The organism is Cupriavidus sp. USMAA2-4, from assembly GCF_001854305.1.
Classification (GTDB): Bacteria; Pseudomonadota; Gammaproteobacteria; order Burkholderiales; family Burkholderiaceae; genus Cupriavidus; species Cupriavidus malaysiensis.
Window position 1 is genome coordinate 2,906,496 of record NZ_CP017748.1, and the last position, 20,570, is coordinate 2,927,065.

20 protein-coding genes are annotated in these 20,570 nt (G+C 71.8%); 9 read left to right on the plus strand and 11 right to left on the minus strand.

Annotated elements, in window-relative coordinates:
* Nucleotides 1–42: 42 nt before the first annotated feature.
* Nucleotides 43–954: a LysR substrate-binding domain-containing protein gene (locus BKK79_RS12825; RefSeq protein ID WP_071037821.1), complete on the plus strand. Its 912-nt coding sequence runs from the start codon at nt 43–45 to the stop codon at nt 952–954.
* Nucleotides 955–963: 9 nt separating this feature from the next.
* Here the strand turns inward: BKK79_RS12825 and gcvA are convergent, their stop codons facing one another.
* Nucleotides 964–1,875: a transcriptional regulator GcvA gene (gene gcvA, locus BKK79_RS12830; protein ID WP_071037822.1), complete on the minus strand. Its 912-nt coding sequence runs from the start codon at nt 1,873–1,875 to the stop codon at nt 964–966.
* 148 nt (nt 1,876–2,023) lie between these two features.
* Between gcvA and BKK79_RS12835 the strand changes: the two genes are divergently transcribed.
* Nucleotides 2,024–2,875, plus strand: coding sequence for an EamA family transporter (locus BKK79_RS12835; protein ID WP_071037823.1), 852 nt, complete (start codon nt 2,024–2,026; stop codon nt 2,873–2,875).
* A 43-nt stretch (nt 2,876–2,918) separates the two neighbouring features.
* Here the strand turns inward: BKK79_RS12835 and BKK79_RS12840 are convergent, their stop codons facing one another.
* From BKK79_RS12840 to BKK79_RS12855, 4 genes are all read right to left on the minus strand, one after another.
* The gene (locus BKK79_RS12840) at nt 2,919–3,287 is read right to left on the minus strand and encodes a TonB-dependent receptor domain-containing protein (RefSeq protein WP_071037824.1); all 369 of its coding nucleotides are present in this window, start codon (nt 3,285–3,287) and stop codon (nt 2,919–2,921) included.
* Between the two features lie 56 nt (nt 3,288–3,343).
* A complete protein-coding gene (locus BKK79_RS12845; RefSeq protein ID WP_071015836.1) occupies nt 3,344–3,907 on the minus strand; it encodes an ester cyclase in 564 nt (187 codons plus the stop codon).
* Between the two features lie 36 nt (nt 3,908–3,943).
* Nucleotides 3,944–4,933, minus strand: a complete 990-nt coding sequence (locus tag BKK79_RS12850; protein ID WP_071037825.1) for a polysaccharide deacetylase family protein — start codon at nt 4,931–4,933, stop codon at nt 3,944–3,946.
* A gap of 178 nt (nt 4,934–5,111) precedes the next feature.
* On the minus strand, nt 5,112–6,092 hold the full coding sequence (locus BKK79_RS12855; protein WP_071037826.1) for a LysR family transcriptional regulator: 981 nt from the start codon (nt 6,090–6,092) through the stop codon (nt 5,112–5,114).
* Nucleotides 6,093–6,240: 148 nt separating this feature from the next.
* On the opposite strand from BKK79_RS12855, the gene BKK79_RS12860 reads away from it, so the two are divergent.
* Both BKK79_RS12860 and BKK79_RS12865 read left to right on the plus strand, forming a co-directional pair.
* Nucleotides 6,241–7,251, plus strand: coding sequence for a tripartite tricarboxylate transporter substrate binding protein (locus BKK79_RS12860; RefSeq protein WP_157903249.1), 1,011 nt, complete (start codon nt 6,241–6,243; stop codon nt 7,249–7,251).
* A 2-nt stretch (nt 7,252–7,253) separates the two neighbouring features.
* Nucleotides 7,254–7,622 carry a hypothetical protein gene (locus BKK79_RS12865; protein WP_071015831.1) on the plus strand — a complete coding sequence of 123 codons (369 nt, stop codon included), beginning with the start codon at nt 7,254–7,256 and terminating at the stop codon, nt 7,620–7,622.
* 38 nt (nt 7,623–7,660) lie between these two features.
* On the opposite strand, the gene BKK79_RS12870 is transcribed toward BKK79_RS12865, so the two are convergent.
* Nucleotides 7,661–8,155, minus strand: a complete 495-nt coding sequence (locus BKK79_RS12870; RefSeq protein WP_071038530.1) for a M48 family metallopeptidase — start codon at nt 8,153–8,155, stop codon at nt 7,661–7,663.
* A 55-nt stretch (nt 8,156–8,210) separates the two neighbouring features.
* Nucleotides 8,211–8,435, minus strand: coding sequence for a hypothetical protein (locus BKK79_RS12875; protein ID WP_071015829.1), 225 nt, complete (start codon nt 8,433–8,435; stop codon nt 8,211–8,213).
* A 242-nt stretch (nt 8,436–8,677) separates the two neighbouring features.
* Here BKK79_RS12875 and ettA point away from each other — a divergent pair, with 242 nt between their 5' ends.
* Entirely contained in the window at nt 8,678–10,345 is a 1,668-nt protein-coding gene (gene ettA, locus BKK79_RS12880) for an energy-dependent translational throttle protein EttA (protein ID WP_071037827.1), read from the plus strand.
* A 183-nt stretch (nt 10,346–10,528) separates the two neighbouring features.
* Here the strand turns inward: ettA and BKK79_RS12885 are convergent, their stop codons facing one another.
* The 4 genes from BKK79_RS12885 to BKK79_RS12900 all read right to left on the minus strand — a co-directional run bounded on the left by BKK79_RS12885 (nt 10,529) and on the right by BKK79_RS12900 (nt 14,783).
* On the minus strand, nt 10,529–11,677 hold the full coding sequence (locus BKK79_RS12885; RefSeq protein WP_071015826.1) for a metallophosphoesterase: 1,149 nt from the start codon (nt 11,675–11,677) through the stop codon (nt 10,529–10,531).
* 147 nt (nt 11,678–11,824) lie between these two features.
* Nucleotides 11,825–13,192 (minus strand): MATE family efflux transporter, encoded by a 1,368-nt coding sequence (locus BKK79_RS12890; RefSeq protein ID WP_071038531.1) that lies wholly within the window; start codon nt 13,190–13,192, stop codon nt 11,825–11,827.
* A complete protein-coding gene (locus tag BKK79_RS12895) occupies nt 13,185–13,727 on the minus strand; it encodes a winged helix-turn-helix transcriptional regulator (protein ID WP_071037828.1) in 543 nt (180 codons plus the stop codon). Before BKK79_RS12895 ends, BKK79_RS12890 begins: the two co-directional genes overlap by 8 nt.
* Before the next feature lie 138 nt (nt 13,728–13,865).
* The gene (locus BKK79_RS12900) at nt 13,866–14,783 is read right to left on the minus strand and encodes a LysR family transcriptional regulator (protein WP_071038532.1); all 918 of its coding nucleotides are present in this window, start codon (nt 14,781–14,783) and stop codon (nt 13,866–13,868) included.
* Nucleotides 14,784–14,983: 200 nt separating this feature from the next.
* On the opposite strand from BKK79_RS12900, the gene BKK79_RS12905 reads away from it, so the two are divergent.
* The 4 genes from BKK79_RS12905 (at nt 14,984) to BKK79_RS12920 (ending at nt 20,423) form a co-directional block, all read left to right on the plus strand.
* Nucleotides 14,984–15,910 (plus strand): SDR family oxidoreductase, encoded by a 927-nt coding sequence (locus tag BKK79_RS12905; protein WP_071037829.1) that lies wholly within the window; start codon nt 14,984–14,986, stop codon nt 15,908–15,910.
* A gap of 71 nt (nt 15,911–15,981) precedes the next feature.
* Nucleotides 15,982–17,502: an acyl-CoA synthetase gene (locus BKK79_RS12910; RefSeq protein WP_071037830.1), complete on the plus strand. Its 1,521-nt coding sequence runs from the start codon at nt 15,982–15,984 to the stop codon at nt 17,500–17,502.
* A 121-nt stretch (nt 17,503–17,623) separates the two neighbouring features.
* The gene (locus BKK79_RS12915; protein WP_083384169.1) at nt 17,624–18,628 is read left to right on the plus strand and encodes a Bug family tripartite tricarboxylate transporter substrate binding protein; all 1,005 of its coding nucleotides are present in this window, start codon (nt 17,624–17,626) and stop codon (nt 18,626–18,628) included.
* A gap of 208 nt (nt 18,629–18,836) precedes the next feature.
* Nucleotides 18,837–20,423 (plus strand): chloride channel protein, encoded by a 1,587-nt coding sequence (locus tag BKK79_RS12920; RefSeq protein ID WP_071015817.1) that lies wholly within the window; start codon nt 18,837–18,839, stop codon nt 20,421–20,423.
* Nucleotides 20,424–20,570 lie beyond the last annotated feature (147 nt).

The window sequence follows — 20,570 nt, forward strand, 5'->3', positions numbered from 1 at the left end:
AAATATCATTGCATTTCACGCAAACCTGGACGTGGCCGCGCCATGCTCTCGAACCAACTGCAGGACACCGCCCTGCGCTACTTCCTCGAGGTGGTGCGCAGCGGCTCGCTGAGCGAGGCCGCGCTGCGCCTGAACGTGACGGCCTCGGCCGTCAGCCGCCAGGTGGCGGCGCTGGAGGCCTTGCTGGGCGTGCCGCTGTTCGAGCGCCGGCCGCGCGGCATGGTGGCCAGCGCGGCCGGCGAACTGCTGGCCGCCTTCGCCCTGCGCGGAGCGCTGGAGGCCGACCGCGTGGTGGCGGAGATCCAGGCCCTGCAGGGGCTGCGGCGCGGGCGGGTGCGCGTGGCGAGTTCGGCGGGCTTCGCCATCGAGTTCCTGCCGCGCGCCATCGCGGTCTTCCGCGAGCGCTTTCCGGGTCTGCAGTTCCACGTGCGGGTGGCGAGTCCCGCCGAGGCCACCGCCATCGTGCTGCGTGGCGAGGCCGATATCGGCATCACCTACAGCCGCGCCACCGAGCAGGGCATCCGCGTCGAGCACCGCCAGCCGGCCCCGGTGATCGCCATCATGCGGCCCGACCATGCGCTGGCGCGCTTTCGCTCGGTGTCGCTGGCGCAGATGCAGGCCTACCCGCTGGCGCTGCCGGAGGGCGACAACACCGTGCGCCAGCTGTTCGACCTCGCCTGCGGCGAGCGCGGCATCGTCTTCGAGCCGGTGCTGGTGACCAACCATTTCGAGACCCTGACCAACTTCGTGGTGCATGGCGGCGGCCTGTCGATCTCCGGCGAGGTCACCGTGCGCGATCGCGTGCGCCGCGGCGAGTTGCACGCGGCCGAGCTCCGCGAGCGCGGCATGCGCGGCCGCGCCATCGAGCTGCAGACCCTGAACGGGCGCACCTTGCCGGAGGGCGTGCGCGCCTTCCTGGACTTCCTGCGCGAGCAGCTGGCGCCGCCGCGCTGAGCGGAATGCCTAGCTGCCCCGGCTTTCCCCGGCGGCATCGCCTTCCTCCACCAGCCACTGCGCGAAGGCTTGCACGATGGCGTCGCCGGCCTTGTGCTGCGGCAGGTAGCAGCAATAGCTGCGCGAGGGCAGGCGCAGGTCCGGGAACGGTGCCACCAGCCGCCCCGCGGCCAGGTCTTCGGCCACCAGCGCGGTAGGGCCCATGGCCACGCCGATGCCGTCGAGCGCGGCCTGCAGCGTCAGGTAGAAATGGTCCAGCGTCAGCGCGGCGGCCGGCGCCAGCTCCGGCACGCCGGCCGCGGCCAGCCAGTCGTCCCAGGCGCGCGGCAGCGTGGAGGCGTGCAGCAGCGTGTGCCGGCACAGGTCGGCGGGCACCGCCAGCGGCGCGTGCGCCGGCAGCGCGGGGCTGCATACCGGCAAGCGCTGCTCGGCCAGGAAGGGCTGCATGGTGTAGCCGTAGAAGGTGTCCGGCCCGCCGCGGATGATCACGTCATAGGCTTCGCGCAGCGCGTCGACCGGCTCGTTCGAGGTGTCGACGCGCACGTCCGCCTGCGGATGGCGCTGGCGGAAACGCTCCAGCCGGGGCACCAGCCAGCGCAGCGCGAAGGTGGCCACGCTGCTGACGCGCAGCACGGTGCGCGTGCGCGCTGCGCCGCGGCCGTAGCGGCTGGTGGCCGAGGCGATGCGGTCGAAGGCCGGGCCGATCTCGGCGAGGTAGGCGGTGGCCGCCGGCGTCAGCGCCACGCGCCGGTTGTGGCGTTCGAACAGGGGCTGACCGAACCAGTCCTCCAACTGCCGCACATGCTGGCTGATGGCGCCCTGGGACACGTGCAGCTCGGTGGCGGCAGCCTTGAAGCTGCCCAGGCGGGCCGCGGCCTCGAAGGCGCGCAGCGCATTGAGCGGAGGCAGGGTGCGGGACATCGGGGTCGTCGTGCAGTCGGTGGCGGGGAGGGCAGGGGGTAGAGGCCGCAGCCTCGTATTAGTTTTTCTACTGTGGAAGGCCAAATTTACTGGTTTGCCGGGCCGGCTTCAAGCAGGGATACTGCAGCGAAACCCGAGGAGAGCCTGGATGTCCACCCCCATCGTCCTGCTGGTCTTGTGCGCCGCCCTGCTGCACGCCGGCTGGAACGCCGCCGTCAAGGCCAGCGCCGACAAGGCGCTGGACATCGTGCTGGTGACCGGCGGCGCGGCGCTGCTGTCGGCCTTCGCGCTACCCTGGCTGCCGGCGCCGCAGCCGCAGAGCTGGCCCCACCTGGCCGCCTCGGCGGGCATCCACGTGGTCTATTTCGCGCTGGTGGGCGCGGCCTACCGCCACGGCGACATGAGCTATGCGTACCCGTTGATGCGGGGCCTGCCGCCGCTGCTGGTGGCACTGGCCAGCGGCGCGCTGATCGGCGAGCACCTGCCGGCGGGCGCCTGGGGCGGCGTGCTGCTGATCTGCGGGGGCATCCTCAGCCTGATGCTGGTGTCCCGGCGCAGTGCCGCCGCGTCGCCCAAGGCGCGCGCCGCGACCGCTTTCGCGCTGGCCAATGCGGTGGTGATCGCCGGCTATACCTTCGTCGACGGCACCGGCGTGCGCCTGGCGGGCAGCGCCGCCGCCTATACCGGCTGGGTCTTCGTGCTGTGCGCGCTGCCGCTGCTGGCCTGGGCCCTGCTGCGGCGCCCGGCCGACCTGGGCCGCCACCTGCGCCAGCGCTGGCGCGTCGGCCTGCTGGGCGGCGCCTGCACCGCCGGCGGCTACGCCATGGTGCTGCTCGCCATGGCGCACGCGCCGGTGGCGATGGTGGCGGCGCTGCGCGAGACCGCGATCGTGTTCGGCATGGGCCTGTCGGCGCTGGTGCTGAAGGAGCGTTTCGGCCGCAGCCGCCACGCGGCGGCGCTGGCGATCCTGCTGGGGGCGGTGGTGCTGCGGCTGGCGTGAAGGTGTAATGGCGGGGCCGGCGGCAGCGCCCGCCGGCCTCCGCTCAGAAGTCGATCTTTGCGTTCAGGCTGACGCTGCGCGGATCGCCCGGCTTGATGTAGTCGGCATACTGGAACTCCCCGTAACGGCGGTCGGCCAGGTTGTTGACAGCGGCGCGCAGCGTCACGTCGTAGCCGGACAAGCGCGTGGTGTAGCTCGCGCCGAGATGGAACACCATATAGCCCGGCACCGACAGGTTGTTGGCCTGGCGCAACCGGGTGCTGCCCGTGAACTTGCCGTCGACGCCGACGCGCAGCCCCGGCACGAAGGGCACGCGGTAGCCCAGCCGCGCGGCGGCCACCACGCGCGGTGCGCCGGCCACGCAATTGCCGTCGTAGGCGCTGCCCTTGGCATACCAGGTGTCCGGGACCATCAGGCTGCCGCCCAGATGCCACTGCCCGATTGCCGCGCAACGTATTGCCGCCGACCCTATTGCCGCGCAGCCAGTCCCATCTGCTGCATCAGGCCGAGGTTGTCTTCCAGGTGCCAGTTTTCCGCGATGCGGCCTTCCGCGATCCGATACAGGTCGAAGGCCTGGAAGTCGATGGCCTGGCCCGCGCCGGCGGCCGTGCCGAAGTGGCCGGTGAAATGCCCGTGGAAGCGCAGGCGCACGGACACGCGGTCGCCGGCAATCACGACATCTTCCAGTTCGGCGCTCAGGTCGGGCACGGCAGCGCGGAACGCGAGCGACGCCTGCAGCGGGCCCTGCCTTCCCTGCGTGCGTCCGGGGGGCAGCGTGCGGTCGAGGAAGTCCGGGGCCAGTGCGGCCTCGGCATAGCGCGGCTCGCCGGTGTGCCAGAAGGTGGCGTAGCGGCGCGCGGCGAGCAGGGCCGGGTTCGCCGCTTCGAGGTCGGCGCCTGCGACGTGCAGCGGCAGGACCAGGTGGTCGTCCACGCCGGCCAATGCTGGCGCGGGGGCGGTTCCGCACAGGGTAAGGACGGCCAGGGCGCAGTGCGCGGCGACGCGGGCGGGATGCAGATGGCTAAGGGACATGATGGATTCCGGTAGGCGGGGAGGGCAGGGGAGGGTTCAAGCGGCAGGTACATCGCGCGCGCCGAGGATGAAGCGTGCGATCTCATCCTTGCGCAGGAACGCCACGCCAGGGTGCCCCTGCGCGTAGCGGATGAAGCGTTCCAGCGCCTGCACCCGCGCCGGGGTGCCGGAAATGCGGTCGTGCGCGCTGATGGACATCATGCGGCGGCGCGTCGCGCCTTCCGCGTAGAGCACGTCGAAATCGGCCTTCAGTTCGCCGAGAAAATCGTCCACGCTGGTGGCCGGCGAATCGAAGCGGACGATATCGTTGTTGCGCACCGTGTACGGCACCACTACGAAGGGCTTGCCACCGACCTGCAGTCGCGACGGTTCATCGCGGCTGAGGTCGTCGATGTGATAGAGGAAGCCGAGCGACTGCAGGATGGACAGGGTATGGGGCGAGCCGCGCATCCAGAACGCATTGAAACCGACCGGCCGCACGCCGGTGGCGCGCTCGATGCTGGCGATGCTCTGCACGTAACTGGCCCGCTCCTGCGCGGCGGACATGCTGTACTGCGGTTCCCAGGTCTGGCCATGGCCGGCGGCCTCATGCCCGCGCGCCACGATCTCGCGTGCCAGCTCGGGGTGGCGTTCCACCGCCTGGCCGACCATGTGGGACGTCACCTTGACCCCCGTGCGTTCCCACAGGTCCAGCAGGCGTGGAATGCCTTCGCGCACGCCATAGGCGTACCAGGTCTGCATGGGGTAGTCGGGATATCTGGGGTCCAGTGGCGGGAACGGTCCGCTGGCACCGCGCTCCGGCTGGGCGCCGGCCTCGAACTGCATGGAGATCGAGATCACCAGGCGCGAGCCGCCGGGCCAGAACGGCCCACGGTCGGCTGGCGCGGTGGCGCGATGCGGCGATCCGCCGCCCGCGTCCTGTGCCTGGGCGGCGGCCAGCCCAGGCAAGGCGGCGCCCAGCAGCGCGGCCTGGCCGAGAAAGCGCCGGCGGGCGGGGGCTTCGGGATGAGAAGGAGTGGTAGGCATGGCGCACGTCCTGTTGGCTGGCCGCCGGGATGGCAGCCGATCGAGTGCGCACTGTAGATTTCAATCCCTGTTGGATAAAGATCGTTAAAAAAGGATATTTTTCAAATCAGGTTTGAAAGCGCGGCGCAACCACCGGCATTGACGTGCAGGTGCGCTGGCGCTGCGATACGCGGCCCGCTCAGCAAGATGTCACGAATCCGCCGGCGGCGGCACCCGCCACCGCCGTGCCCAGCATCTCGACAAAGGCAGATGCGGCAGCGCCGTCCGGGCGGCCGTGCCGGCGGTGCAGCGCCGCCGTACGCGTAAATCCCGGCAGTGCGAGCGGCAGATGCGCCAGTCCGGCGAAGCCGCCGCCGCGCGACCCCGCGACATGCAGCGCCAGCGGACTGGCCACTGTGTAAAGATTGCCGCCGAGCACGGCACGCAGCAGCGCGTCGACGCTGGGGCCTTCGAGCCGCGGGTGCAGCTGGACACCGGCGGCAGCCGCGGCGGCGTCGAGCTGGCGCCGCATGGCGAAGCGTCGCGGCAGCAGCGCGAGCGGCAGTGCGGCCAGCTCGCGCGGCGTCATGGCGGGCTCGGGCGCCGGCAGGCGTGGTGCGGGAGCGATCAGCGCCAATGTTTCGCGGAACAGGGCTGTGCGGGCGATGCGTTTCGGTACCGCATCGGCCAGGCGGGGGCCGGGGTGTTCGCGGAAGGCGAGGCCGAGATCGATCTGGCCATCCAGCAGCGCACGGTCGACCTCGGCGGCCGAGAACTCCGACACCTGCACTTCCAGTTCCGGGTGCGCGGCCAGCAAGGCCTGCACGGCGGGCATGACCAGCGCGGACAGATAGGTGTGGATGGCGCCGACGCGCAGTATGCCCGTCACCTGCCGGCGCGGCGCAGCCGCGCCGGCCACCACCCGCTCCAGTTGCTCGAGCACCGGCTCGAGCGCCTGCACCAGTTGCCGCCCCGCTTCGGTCAACTCCAGGGTGCGGCCGACGCGTGCGAACAGCGGAACGCCGAGCTGTGCCGCCAGCTCGCGCAGGTGCTGGGACAGGGCCGGCTGCGTCAGGCCGAGCGCATCGGCGGCCGCGGTCACGCCGCCATGGCGCGCCACCGCCATCAGGCTGCGCAGCAGACGCAGGTCGAGTGCCGGATGGGCCGTGCGCTGAATCATAAGAATTGATGATGGATTGAAAATCAATCGATCATTTTACGTGCCGAGGCGGTGCTGGTGAAATGCTGCTCGACGAAGGGGCTTGCAGACTGCGACCCCGCACAAGCCCGCACAAGCCCGCACAAGCCCGCAGGCAAGGAGACCAGAATTGACTGCCACCCCGATCCGGCGCCGAGCCGTTCCACCCGCTCGCGCGGCCGTCCAGGCACTTGCCGTCTGCGCCGCCGCCCTTGCCGCCGCAGCGCCGGCAGCGGCGGCCTATCCCGAGCGGCCCATCCGCCTGGTGGTGCCGTATGCGCCAGGTGCCACCACCGACGCGCTGGCCCGGCTGGTGGGCCAGTCGTTGCAGGCGCGGCTCGGGCAGCCGGTCGTGGTGGAGAACCGGCCGGGTGCCGGAGGCACCATCGGCACGGACTATGCGGCCAAGGCGCCGGCCGACGGCTATACGCTGCTGCTGGGCGCGGTCGGCCCGGTGTCGGTGGGGCGCGCCCTGTATCCATCGCTGCCATATGACCCGCAGCGCGATCTGGCCGGCGTCGGCCTGGTCGGCTCGGTGCCTTTCATCCTGGTGGCGGGCAAGCGCGGCCAGCGCCTGGCTTCCCTGCCGGCGCTGCTGAGCGCCGCACGCGCTGCGCCGGACACCATCGCCTATGGATCGGCCGGCAACGGCACGCCGCAGCACATCATCGGCGCCATGTTCGCGCAGGCGAGCGGCGTGCGCCTGCTGCATTCGCCCTACAAGGGCTCGGGGCCTGCCATCAACGACCTGCTGGGCGGGCAGATTGCGCTCATGTTCGACAGCCCGGTGCCGCTGCTGCCCCACATCCGCGCCGGCAGCGTGGTGCCGCTGGCGCAGACCGGCGCGCGCCGCTCCGCCTCCTTGCCCGACGTGCCTACGCTTGCCGAGCAGGGCATGCGCGGATTCGACGCCGCGCCCTGGTACGGCATCATGGTGCCGGCGGCCGTGCCGGCCGACATCGTGGTCCGGCTCAATCGCGAGCTCGATGCCGTGCTGGCCGAGCCGCAGGTGCGCCAGCGCCTGCTGGCCCTGGGGGTCGAAGCGCAGCCGCTCGATGTTCCGGCTTTCCGCCGCTTCCTGGCGCAGGCCCAGGCGCGCTGGACCGCAGCGGTCACCGCGGCGAACGTGAGGCCCGACTGAGCATGCCCCACCTGATCGTGGAAACCACGCGCGAGCTGGCCGGCAGCCTGGATTTCGGCGAGGTCTGCGCCACCCTGCACGGCGCACTGGCCGCGACCGGGCATGTGCGCCTGGATGACCTGAAGAGCCGCTTGCTGGTTGCCGAGGCCGCCCTGACCGGCAACACGCCGGCCGACGGCTTCCTGGTGGTCCATCTGCTGATGACGCGGCCCAGGCCGGAGCCGGTGCAGGCCGAACTGGCCGCCCTGGTGCTGCGCCACTTCGAGGCAGCGGTTCGTGCGGCGGCACCGCAGGGAGTGGTGCAAGTGTGCGTTCTGCACCGGGCGGTGGCGCCGGGAGCCTATCGCAAGACCCTGGTGTCGCCAGCCTAGCCGTGCAATGGCCAGCCGCATGGCGTGGGCCGCCGGGCTCAGCCCTGCGCCCGCTCCAGTTCGCGCCAGGCCAGGAACAGCCGCGCGTCGAACTCGAACTGGTGGTAGCGCGGCTCCATGTGCTCGCACAGGCGGTAGAAGGCCTTGTCGTGGTCGGCCTCCTTCAGGTGCGCCAGTTCGTGCACCACGATCATGCGCAGGAACTCGGGCGGGCCGTCCTTGAACACCGCCGCCACGCGGATTTCCTTCTTGGCCTTGAGCTTGCCGCCCTGCACGCGCGAAATGGCGGTGTGCAGGCCGAGCGCGCGATGCGCGGCTTCCAGGCGGGGGTCGTAGCCGACCTTGTGCAGCGGCGGCGCGCTGCGCAGGTATTCCTGCTTGATGTCGTTGGCGTACGCGTAGAGCGCGCGGTCGGTCTGCACTGTGTGGCGCGCCGGGTAGCGCTGCGCCAGGTGCTCGCCGAGGCGGCCGGCGCCGACCAGCGCGCGCACCTGGTCGAGCAGGTCGGGCGGATAGCCGGCGAGAAAGCGCAGCGGGTCGCGCGCGGCCGGGCGCCAGGTGTCGTTCACGGCAGGCTTGGCGCGGCGGTCAGTGGTGGTGATGGTGGTGGTGCGCCCAGTTGGCGTCGAGCGAGTTGACGAAGGACTCGACGGCCTCCTTGTCGCCGGTGGCGTGGCGCATCAGTTCGCCGCATTTGCACCAGCCCTGGTAGGGCGTGATATGCGAGCAGGCGGAGACCTTCTGCAGGAACAGGGTCACGGGCTTCGTGCACTTCTTGCACTTGAAGGTCAGGGTGCGGGCGGGTTTGCTCATCGGGAGATCCGGAGGCCCGGCGGGGGCCGGGCGTCAGGCCCGGCGCGGCCGGTTCGGGGCGTGCCTGGGCGGGTTGCTGCGGGAAGGGTCTGGGTTGGCGCGGCGCGGGCCGGCGGGTGCTGCCGCGGCGCGGTGCGCGCAGCCGGCATTGTACCGGCTCGCGCCGGCCGCCGCGCGGGCCGCGCTCCCGCCCGGCTTTGCTACACTGCCGCCATTCCCCAGCACCCAACCCGCGAATCCGCATGGCACAGTACGTTTTCACCATGAACCGCGTGGGCAAGATCGTTCCGCCCAAGCGTCACATCCTGAAGGACATCTCGCTGTCCTTCTTCCCCGGCGCCAAGATCGGCGTGCTCGGCCTGAACGGCTCGGGCAAGTCCACGCTGCTGAAGATCATGGCCGGCCTGGACAAGGACATCGAGGGTGAAGCCACGCCGATGCCCAACCTGAACATCGGCTACCTGTCGCAGGAACCGCAGCTAGACCCCGAGCAGACCGTGCGCGAGGCCGTGGAAGGCGGCCTGGGCGAAGTGTTCGAGGCGCGCAAGAAGCTCGACGAGATCTACGCCGCCTACGCCGAGCCGGATGTCGACTTCGACGTCCTGGCCGCCGAGCAGGCCAAGTACGAGGCCATCCTGGCCGCCAGCGACGGCAACAACGCCGAGCTGCAGCTGGAGATCGCCGCCGACGCACTGCGCCTGCCGCCGTGGGACGCCAAGGTCGGCCACCTGTCGGGCGGCGAGAAGCGCCGCGTGGCACTGTGCCGCCTGCTGCTGTCGCGCCCCGACATGCTGCTGCTGGACGAACCCACCAACCACCTGGACGCCGAGTCGGTGGATTGGCTGGAGCAGTTCCTGACGCGCTTCCCCGGCACCGTGGTGGCCGTCACCCACGACCGCTACTTCCTCGACAACGCCGCCGAGTGGATCCTCGAACTGGACCGCGGCCAGGGCATCCCCTGGAAGGGCAACTACAGCTCCTGGCTGGACCAGAAGGAAAACCGCCTGAAGCAGGAAGAGTCGACCGAATCGGCGCGGCAGAAGGCGCTGAAGAAGGAACTGGAGTGGGTGCGCCAGAACCCCAAGGGCCGCCAGGCCAAGTCCAAGGCGCGCCTGGCCCGTTTCGACGAGCTCAACAGCCAGGAATACCAGAAACGCAACGAGACCCAGGAAATCTTCATCCCGGTGGGTGAGCGCCTGGGCAACGAGGTCATCGAGTTCAAGAACGTCACCAAGGGCTTCGGCGACCGCCTGCTGATCGACGATCTCAGCTTCACCGTGCCGCCGGGCGCGATCGTCGGCATCATCGGCCCGAACGGCGCCGGCAAGTCGACCTTCTTCAAGATGCTGACCGGCAAGGAGCAGCCTGACAGCGGCGAGATCAAGGTCGGGCCGACCGTGAAGCTGGCCTATGTCGACCAGAGTCGCGACGCGCTGGACGGCAGCAAGACCGTGTTCGAGGAAATCTCGGGCGGTGCCGACGTGCTGACCGTGGGCCGCTACGAGACCCCGTCGCGCGCCTACATCGGCCGCTTCAACTTCAAGGGCGGCGACCAGCAGAAGCAGGTGGGCTCGCTGTCCGGCGGCGAGCGCGGCCGCCTGCACATGGCCAAGACGCTGATCGCCGGCGGCAACGTGCTGCTGCTGGACGAACCGTCCAACGACCTCGACGTGGAAACGCTGCGCGCGCTGGAAGACGCGCTGCTGGAGTTCGCCGGCTGCGTGATGGTGATCTCCCACGACCGCTGGTTCCTGGACCGCATCGCCACCCACATCCTGGCCTTCGAGGGCGACTCGCACGTCGAGTTCTTCCCCGGCAACTACCAGGAGTACGAGGCCGACAAGAAGAAGCGCCTGGGCGAAGAGGCCGCCAAGCCGAAGCGCATCCGCTACAAGCCGATCGCGCGCTGAGCGCGGCCCCGGCCGGAAAGGGAAACGCCCTCGCTCACGCGAGGGCGTTTTTCATTGGGCGGCGCGGTTGTGGGCGCGGATGTGGGCCCGGCATGCGCACGCCCCAGCGATGGTTGGCTCCCCTTTCCCACTGGTGGGAGAGGGGCCGTGGGAGAGGGCAGGCACCCGCCGGCTCGATGCCCGTCACGTTGCCCCGGCGCCCGCTCGCACCAGCCGGATCCGCGTGATCTCCGACGGCGCGCCGAAGCGCTTGGGCGGGCCCCAGTAGCCGGTGCCGCGGCTGGTGTAGATCCACATGTCCTGGTGGCGGTCCAGCCCCGCCACATAGGGCTGCTGCATCGGCACGAAGAGGTTCCAGGGCCAGAACTGGCCGCCGTGGGTATGGCCCGACAGCTGCAGGTGGAAGCCGGCCGCGGCGGCGGCGGGTGCGGTGCGCGGCTGGTGGGCCAGCAGCACGCGCACGCCGGCCCGGTCCGGCGCGCCGTCGATGGCGCGCGCGGGGTCGCTGCGGTGCGCCTCGTCGAAGCGGTGCGCCGAATAGTCGGTGACCCCGGCCAGCACCAGCGCGTGGCCGTCGCGCTCGATCACCACGTGCTCGTTCATCAGCACGCGCACGCCGAGGCGGCGCAGCTCGGCGATCCAGGGATCGGCGCCGGAGTAGTACTCGTGGTTGCCGGTGACGAAGAAGCTGCCGTGCCCCGCGCGCAGCCGGGCCAGCGGCTCGGTGTGGGGCGCCAGTTCGCGCACCGTGCCATCGACCAGGTCGCCGGTGATGGCCACCGCGTCGGGCTGCAGGCTGTTGACGCGCTCGACGATGCGCGCCAGGTAGCTGTGCTTGATGGTCGGCCCGACGTGGATGTCGCTGATCTGCACGATGGTGAAGCCGTCCAGCGCGGCCGGCAGCCCCTCCACCGGCACCTGCACCTCGACCACGCGCGCCACCCGGCGCGCGTTGAGGAAGCCCAGCGCCGTCACCGCCAGCGCCAGCAGCAGCACGGCGGCGGCGCTGCCCGGCAGCAGCCAGGGTGGCTGCCAGCCGGCGATGCGGCAGCCCAGCAGCACGAGGTCGCGCGCGGCGGTCAGCACCAGCAGGGAGGAGAACAGGCCCATGGCCAGCATGCCGACCCAGTTGATGGCATCGGACCACGGGTGGCTGAGGCGGCGCGCCAGCAGCGCGGCGGGGATCAGCGGCCACGACAGCAGCAGCCAGGCGCCGCCCAGCAGCTTCGCCAGCAGGGGCACGGGCAGGTCCGGCAGCACGCGCGCGCCGACGTAGGCGTGCAGCAGGCCGATCAGCAGGGCGGCGATGAATATGGTGGTGCGAGGGGGCATGGCACCTTCTCGGTTGGGGACGGGAGGCGGGCGCGGCGCCGTGGATCCCGGGCCGCGGCGGCCGCTCTAGTCTACTTTGGGCCCGGCGCGCCGAGTTCAAGAGGGGCGGATGCCGCATCGTGCACGCATCCGGCCGCCGTGGCAGGCTCAGCGTGCCGACCAGGCCCCCGGCCGCACCCCGAGCGCGGTGACCAGGCCGTAGGCGCTGATGCCCAGCGCCACCCCCAGGAAATGCCCGTCCAGCCCCATGCCGGCCACGTTGGCCAGCAGCCAGCCGCCGCCGGCGGCCAGGCCGATGCGGGCCAGGCCGGCTGCCACCGGCCAGCGCATGCGGCCGGCGCCCATCGAGGCGAAGTAGAGCGCCATGCCGAGGCCGAAACCGCCGAAGGCCGGGCCGACCCAGGACAGCGCGCGCGCGGCGATGGCGGCCACCTGTGCATCGTGGGTGAAGAATGCCGCGAAGCGCGCTGGCGCCAGGCCCACCGCCGCGCCGACCAGTCCGGCCACGGCCAGTGCCAGCAGCGCGCCGGCCCAGGCCGTGCGCCGCGCCGTGGCCCAGTCGCCGGCGCCGACCGCGCGGCCGACCAGCGCGGTCAGCGCCGAACCCACGCCGAAGGCAAGCGGGATCATCAGGAATTCCAGGCGCGCCGAGATGCCGTAGGCCGCCACCGCGGCGGTGCCGTGGTGGCGCAGCTGGGCGGTGACCAGGATGGTGGTCAGGTTGGCCACCGAGGCCAGCGCGCAGGCCACCAGCCCGACCGACAGGATGCGCGCGAAGAGCGCGCGCGAGGGCCGCATGCGCAGCACCGGCGTGAAGCCGGCGCCGCCGCGCGCCACCACGACGGCCATGGCCAGCGCGGCCGCCCACGACACTGCCGCCAGCGCCGCGCCGATGCCGGCCAGGCCCATGCCGGCGGGTTCCGCCAGCAGCCAGGCCAGCAGCGGGAAGGCGATCCACATCAGCGACAGCACGCGCGCGGCCAGCGCGTGGCGGCCGCCGCCGCGCAGCACCGAGGCCAGCGTATTGGCCAGCCAGGCCGGCACCGCGCCGGCGCCGAACAGCCAGATCGCATAGGTGGTGGCGGCCTCCGCCGCGGTGGCGCCGGCCACCGCGCCCAGCACGCCGCGCGGGAAGCCCGCCAGCGCCACGGCGAAGGCCAGCCCGGCGGTGATGGCGATGATCAGCGCGTGCAGCACCAGGGAAGAGGCCTCCTCGCGCCGGCCCGCGCCCAGGGCGCGCGCGATGGCCGAGACCACGCCGCCGCCCATGGCGCCGGTGGACATCTGCTGCAGCAGCAGCGCGAAGGGCAGCACCACCGCCCAGCCGGCCAGCGCGGCCGTGCCCTGGCGTGCCGCCAGCCAGGTCTCGATCAGCTGGGCGCTGGCCTGCAGCAGTGCGATCAGGCTGGTGGGCGCGGCCAGGCGCAGGATGCCGCGCAGCAGCTGTGGGGTGGGCAGCGCCGCGCGGGCGGCGCCGGCGCGGGGCAGCGCGGCGGCGGTCGGGGATTCACGCATCGCCGTCCTCCCGCGCCGGTGCGCCGGCGGCCGGCGCGGCAGCATCGGCATGCGCCGCCTCGTCACCGAAGCGCCGTTGCAGGTAGGTGCCAGCCGCGGGGCCCGGCCGCAGGCGCAGGTCGTCGAGCGTGATCGGCGAGCCATCCGCGCGCGCCAGCGCCGGCGGCTCGATGGCTGCCCCTGTGGCGCGATCCTGCAGCACCACATAGGGGCCGGCGGCGTCGGTCATCCAGCGGTCGGCCCAGGCCTTGAGCGCCACGAAGGCGGGGAAGAAGTCGCGCCCCTTGGCGGTCAGGCGGTAGACGTGGCGCACACCATCCGTGCCCGGCACGCGGGCCATCAGGCCGTGCTCGACCAGCGACTTCAGCCGCGCGCTGAGGATGTTGGGGGCGATGCCCAGGTGGCGCTCGAATTCGTCGAAGCGGGTGCTGCCGTAGAAGGCCTCGCGCAGCACCAGCATGGCCCAGCGCTCGCCCAGCACCGCCATCGAGCGGGCCACGGGGCAGGCCATGGCGGCAAAATCGGTATGGCCCATCGTCGTCTCCTCCGGCTCGGCCTGTTGTGCTGTGGTGTTCCGACTTGCGATCTGCAAGCCCGCATCTTAGCTTGCAATTTGCAAGTTCGGTGGCCGTGCCGATTGCCGCATGGCTTGCGGGGCCATGCCCGGGCGGCGTCAGTCCGCAGCCGCTTCCCGGAACACGTCCAGCGCCGGGATCTCCTCGCGCAGGAAGCCGATCAGCGCGCGCGTGGCCAGGGTGGGGTGGACGCTGGGTGTGGTGATCAGGTAGAGCCGGCTGCCCAGCCCCTCGGGCTGCCACGCCGGCAGCACCCGCACCAGGCGCCCGGCATGCACGTCTTCCCAGCCGGCATAGGCCGGCAGCAGGGCCACGCCATGGTGTTCGCGCACGGCGCGCAGCAGGAAGGGGAAGTGCTCCGACTGCAGGTGCGGGCTCAGGGAGACCTCTTCGCGCTGGCCGTCGCGTTCCAGCCGCAGTGCGAAGCGCCGGCCGGGGTAGGGCGGGCACAGGAACTGGCAGCTGGCCAGGTCGGCCGGCGTGAGCGGGGTGCCGGCGCGTGCCAGGTAGTCGGGCGAGGCAAAGAGCTGCCAGCCGATCTCGCAGACCTCGCGCGCCACGTGGTCGAGCGGCGGTTCGGAGGTGACCTTGAGCGCCACGTCGATCTCGGCCGAGATCAGGTCGACCACGCGGTTGGCGAAGAACACGCGCAGCGTGATGCCCGGGTGCCGCGCCGCGAAGCGCAGCAGCAGCGGCGCCACGAAGCTGTCGCCCAGCCCGGTCGGCACGCTCAGGCGCACGTGGCCGCGCAGTGTCTTGCCCAGGCTGTCGATCTCGGCCTGGGCCGCGGCGACTTCGCGCAGGATGCGCAGCCCGTGCTGGTACAGCGCGTGGCCCGCTTCGGTCAGTTCGAGGCGGCGCGTGGTGCGGCGCATCAGCTGCGCGCCGGCCTGCGTTTCCAGTTCGCGCAGCTGGCGGCTGACCTGCGAGCGCGTCACGCCGCGCCGGCGGCCGGCTTCGGCCAGGTTGCCGGCCTCGACGATGTCGGCGAAGGCCTGGATGAGGTTGAGGTCCATCGTGGTCGGAATGGTGCGGGCTGGCCGGTCCATCCGGGATTGCCAGCGGGATTGTCGCGTCTCGCGCAACATTGTGATTCCGCCCTCGGCAATTGTCGATGCGGTGCCACGCCGCTACAGTGGGCTGCTTCTGCCTGCCGCGCTCGTGCGGGGCGGGCGAGGCACGATAACGACGACCGCAAGACGGCAGGAGACAAGCGATGTTCAAGAGCGATTTGTTCGCCGGCCAGCGCGTGCTGGTCACCGGCGGCGGCACCGGCCTGGGATTCGCCATGGCCGACCAGCTGGCGGCGCTGGGCGCCGAACTTCACTTGTGCGGGCGGCGCCTGCCGGTGCTGGACGAGGCCGCGGCGCGGCTGCGCGCGGCCCACGGCGGCATGGTCGCCACCCATGCGGTGGACATCCGCGACGCTGCCGCCGTCGACGCCATGGTCGAGTCGATCTGGCAGGCGCACGGCCCGCTCGACGGCCTGGTCAACAACGCGGCGGGCAACTTCATCAGCCGCACCGAGGACCTGTCACCCAATGGCTTCCATGCCATCTCCGACATCGTCTTCCGCGGCACCTTCTACACCACCCAGGCGGTCGGCAAGCGCTGGATCCGCGACGGCCTGCCCGGCGCGGTGCTGTCCATCGTCGTCACCTGGGTCTGGACCGGCTCCCCCTTCGTGGTGCCCTCGGCCATGTCCAAGGCAGGCGTCGATGCCATGACCAAGTCGCTGGCGGTGGAGTGGGGGCGCCACGGCATCCGCTGCAACGCCATCGCCCCGGGTGTGATTCCCACCGAGGGCGCCGGCGCGCGGCTGCGGCCGACCGATGCGCGCCAGGAGGAGATGAGTGGGCAGAACCCGACCGGCCGGCTCGGCCGCCCGCAAGACATCGGCAACCTGGCCGCCTTCCTGCTGGCGTGCGAAAACAGCTGGATCAACGGCCAGACCATCGCCCTCGATGGCGGCGACTGGCTGGCCAACGGCGCCTATTTCAAGCAGTACCTGGACTGGGGCGACGCTGAGTGGCAGGCCGCGCGCGAGCGCATCCAGGCACGCAATGCCGCCGACCGCGCGGCGCGCACGGTCGGCGCGCCCGACGCCGATGCCGGCCAGGCGCCGCCGGCACCGCAGGCATGACAAGCATGACAGACACGACAAACAGCCAGGCGCTAACAGCCAAAGGCCAACCGCAAACAGGAGGAGCACCGATGTCCGCCGATCTCTACTTCGAAGGCACCCACTACAGCGGCGCGCAGCTCGCCGAGCGCGGCGCGCGCCTGGCCGGCGGTCTGCGCGCGCTGGGCGTGCAGGAAGGCGACGTGGTCGCCGTGCTGCTGCGCAACGATCCCATCTATGCCGACATCGTGCATGCCTGCCGCACGGCCGGCTGCTACTACTGCCCGATCAACTGGCATTTCACCACCGAGGAGATCCGCTTCCTGCTGAGCGACAGCGGCGCCAAGGTGCTGATCGCCCATGCCGACCTGCTCGACGCCGCGCGCGACGCGGTGCCGGCCGGCGTGACCGTGCTGGCGCTGGCGCCGGGGCGCCACGGCGAGGCCGGCGCGGCGGGCGCGCCCGGCGTGCGCGACTACGAGAGCTGGCTGCGCGCGCAGCCGCCCTACGACGGCCCGCGCGTGGCGCCGCGCGGCCACATGGCCTATACCTCGGGCACCACCGGCCGGCCCAAGGGCGTGCTGCGCGCGCCCATCCCGCTGGAGCGGCTCGACGCGCAGCTGGCGCAGATGCGCTCGGTGGTCGAGCAGACCATGGGCGTGGTGGCCGGTTGCCGCGCGCTGATGTCGGCGCCGCTGTATCACAGCGCCCCCGGCGTCTTCATCCAGAACGCGCTGCAGGTGGCCGAGCGCCTGGTGCTGACGCCGCGCTTCGATCCGGAGCAGGTGCTGGCGCTGGTGCAGGAGCACCGCATCGATGTGCTCTACCTGGTGCCCATCATGTACGTGCGCATGCTCAAGGTGCCGCCGGAGGTGCGCGCGCGCTACGACCTCTCTTCGCTGCGCTTCGTCGCCTCCACCGGCGCGCCGTGCGCGCCCGAGGTCAAGCGCGCCATGATCGAGTGGTTCGGCCCGGTCATCCACGAGACCTACGCTTCCAGCGAGGCCGGCATGATCACCGTCGCCACGCCGGCCGATGCGGCGGCCCGCCCGGGCACCGCCGGCCGGCCGGTCGACGCCGCGCAGGTACGCATCCTCGACGAGTCCGGCCGCCCCTGCGCGCCCGGTGAGGTCGGCCTGGTCTACGTGCGCCAGCCCGCCTACCCCGACTTCACCTACCGCCACAACGCGGCCGCGCGGCAGGCCATCGACCGCGACGGCATGGTCAGCCTGGGCGACATGGGTTACCTCGACGCCGACGGCTACCTGTTCATCTGCGACCGCGCCTCGGACATGGTGATCTCGGGCGGGGTCAACATCTACCCGGCCGAGATCGAGCATGAACTGGTGCGCTATCCCGGCGTGGCCGACTGCGTGGTGTTCGGCGTGCCCGACGACGAATACGGCGAGCGCCTGCTGGCCATGGTGCAGCCGGTGCCCGGCGCGCAGCTGGATGAGGGCGCCATGGTCGAATGGCTGCGCGGCCGGCTGTCCGGCTTCAAGGTGCCGCGCACCATCGTGATCGAGCCGCAGCTGCCACGCGACGAGACCGGCAAGCTGGCCAAGCGCCGCCTGCGCGACAAGTACTGGGCCGGGCGCACGCGCCGGGTCTGACGCCGCCGGCACCGGGCCGCCCGCATCGGCTATGCGCGGAGCGGGCGCCGGCAGGCGAGCCAAAAGACAAGTAGGAAGACAAGCAGGAAGACAAGCAAAAAGACGAGCAACAGGAGACACCATGCTGCACCGTATTCCCGCGGGTTGGCGCGCCGGACTGGCCGCCGCCCTGTGCGCCGCCCCGTTCTGCATTCCCGCCGGCATCCCGGCCGCCCGGGCCGCCGCCTTTCCCGAGCGGCCCGTCAAGCTGGTGGTGCCCTACGCCCCCGGCGGCTCCGCCGACCAGCTCGCCCGCGCGCTGGCCGACGGCATGGGCCGCGACCTCAAGCAGCCGGTGGTGGTGGAGAACCGGCCCGGCGCCAACACCATGATCGCCGCCACTGCCGTGGCACGCGCGTCCGCCGACGGCTACACGATGCTGCTGGCCAGCAACGCCAGCATGGTGCTCAACCCCATGCTGTACAAGAAGGTCAACTACGACGCCAGGCGGGACTTCAAGGTGGTCTCGGTGGCGGCCGAGATCCCGCTGGTGGTGGTCACCAACACACAGGTGCCGGCCGGCAATATCCGTGACTTCGCCAGCTATGCCAAGGCCAACGCCGGCAAGCTCAACTACGCCTCGGTCGGGCTCGGCAACCCGCTGCAGCTCGCCACCGAGATGCTGAAGACGGAGCTGGGCATCCAGTTGACCCACGTGCCCTACAACGGCAGCGCGCCGGCGCTGTCGGCGCTGCTGGCCAACGACGTGCAGCTGATGATCGACGTGGTGAGCACCTCGCTGCCGCACATCAAGGCCGGCAAGCTCAAGGCGCTGGCGGTGACCGGCCGCGAACGCCTGGAGGTGCTGCCCAACGTGCCCACCGTGGCCGAGAGCGGCCATCCCGACTACCAGGCTGCGACCTGGTTCGGCCTGGCGGTGCCCGCGCAGACGCCGCCCGAGGTGGTGGCGCGGCTGCAGGCGGCCGCCGCGCACGTCACCGCCGACCCGGGCTTCCGCCGCACCTTCGCCGAGCTTGGCCTGGTGATCCAGCGCCCGCGCGACAGCGCTGAGATCCAGCGCTACGTCGATGCCGACCGGGCCCGCTGGGGCGCGGTGATCCAGGCCAACCACATCGCGCTGGACTGAGCGGCTGCCGGCGGGGGCACGGCTTGATGCGGCTCGGCACGGCTCGGTGCGGGCGAACGCGATTCCACGCGATTCCACGCGATTCCATGCGATTCCATGCGATTCCATGCGGCACGAGCCGCGTCGAGGGGCGTATAGTGCCGGGGATGCCGCGACGTTTCCGGCGCCCGGGAGCGGCTGCGGTGTCCCTGCAACCGCCTGCCGCCCCATGAACGACCAAGAGACCAACCCGGCGTCCCGTCCCGGCGCCGCCCCGCCCGGGACCGGTTCGGCTGAACCCGCCGGTTCTGCCGCCGCCCCGCCTTCCTCATCCCCTGCCTCCGGTCCTGCCGCCGCGCCCGGCGCAACTGCCGCGCGGCGCGCCGCGGGGCCCGATCACGCTGACCCGGACGATGCCCCCGCCGTGGACGACCCTGACCTTCTGCGCGCGCTGGGCCGCCGCGCGCGTTCGGCCGCCACGCGCAAGTCGCGCCAGGTCGGGCGCCTGTCGCGCACCACCATGCGCTACACCGTCTTCATGTGCGGTGCCGGCTGCGTCGCGCTGTTCTCGATGGTGTTCGCCTGGCTCGCCGAATGGGCGCTGCAGTGGAACGAGCGCATCACCACGGCCAGGCCGTGGCTGGCCTTCCTGCTGCTGCCCTGCGGGCTGGCGGCGCTGCGCTGGCTCACCATCCGCTTCGCGCCGCAGGCGCGCGGCAGCGGCATCCCGCAGGTGATCGCCGCGGTCAACCTGCCCGAGGCGGGCACCGCGCAGAACATCCTGGTGTCGTTCCGCCAGTCGATGTGGAAGGTGGTGCTCACCGCCGGCGGCCTGATGGCCGGCGCATCGATCGGCCGCGAGGGACCCTCGGTGCAGGTGGGGGCGGCCGCCATGCTGGCGTGGGGGCGCTGGTGCCACGAACGGCTGCAGTTCCGCATCGGCTTCCATCCCAATGCGCTGATCGCCGCCGGCGCCGCCGGCGGGCTGGCCGCGGCCTTCAACACGCCGCTGGCCGGCGTGGTGTTCGCCATCGAGGAACTGGGCAAGGGCACGGCCGTGCGCTGGGACCGGCTGGTGCTCACCGGCGTGCTGACCGCCGGCTTCCTGTCGCTGGCCATCTTCGGCAACAACCCGTACTTCACCGTGCGCACGCCGATCCTGGCGCTGCACAGCGCCTGGGGCCCGGTGCTGCTGTGCGCGGTGCTCAACGGCGTGCTGGGTGGCCTGTTCGCCAAGGCGCTGATCGGCGGCGTGCCCGCGCTGCTGCCGGCGCGCTGGCGCGGCTGGCCGGGGCGCCACCCGGTGCAGGTGGCCTTCGGCTGCGGCCTGGTGGCCGCCGCGATCGGCTGGGCCACCGGTGGCGCTACTTTCGGCACCGGCTACGGCCAGGCCGCCGGCCTGATCAACGGCGTGCCGCACGAGACCACGCTGTGGTTCGGCGTGGCCAAGCTGGTGTCCACCGTGGTGTCGTATTTCGCCGGTATCCCCGGCGGTATCTTCACGCCGTCGCTGGCCATCGGCGCCGGCATCGGCGCCAACGTCGCGCATTTCATCACCGGCATGGCCGAGCCGCGCGTGCTGGCGCTGGTATCGATGGCCGCCTTCCTGGCGGCGGCCACGCAGGCGCCCATCACCGCCAGCGTGATCGTGATGGAAATGACCCGCTCGCAGGACCTGACCCTGTTCCTGCTGGCCGCCTCGCTGCTGGCCTCCTTCCTGGCCCGCCAGTTCTGCCCTCATCCCTTCTACCACCACGTCGGCCATGCCTTCCGGCGCGAGGCGGTGGGGCTGGAGCGCAAGGCCGCGCCGGCTTGAGCGGGCGCCGGGTGGAGCGTGCTGCGCCCAGGTGTGGCGGCGTTCAAACACCTGCCCGGCAGCGTGTGCCGCGCCCGTTGCGGGCATGGGCGGATGCCTTACCATGGGCCCGCGCCGGCGCACTGTCCGGTGCGCGCGACGGCGCCG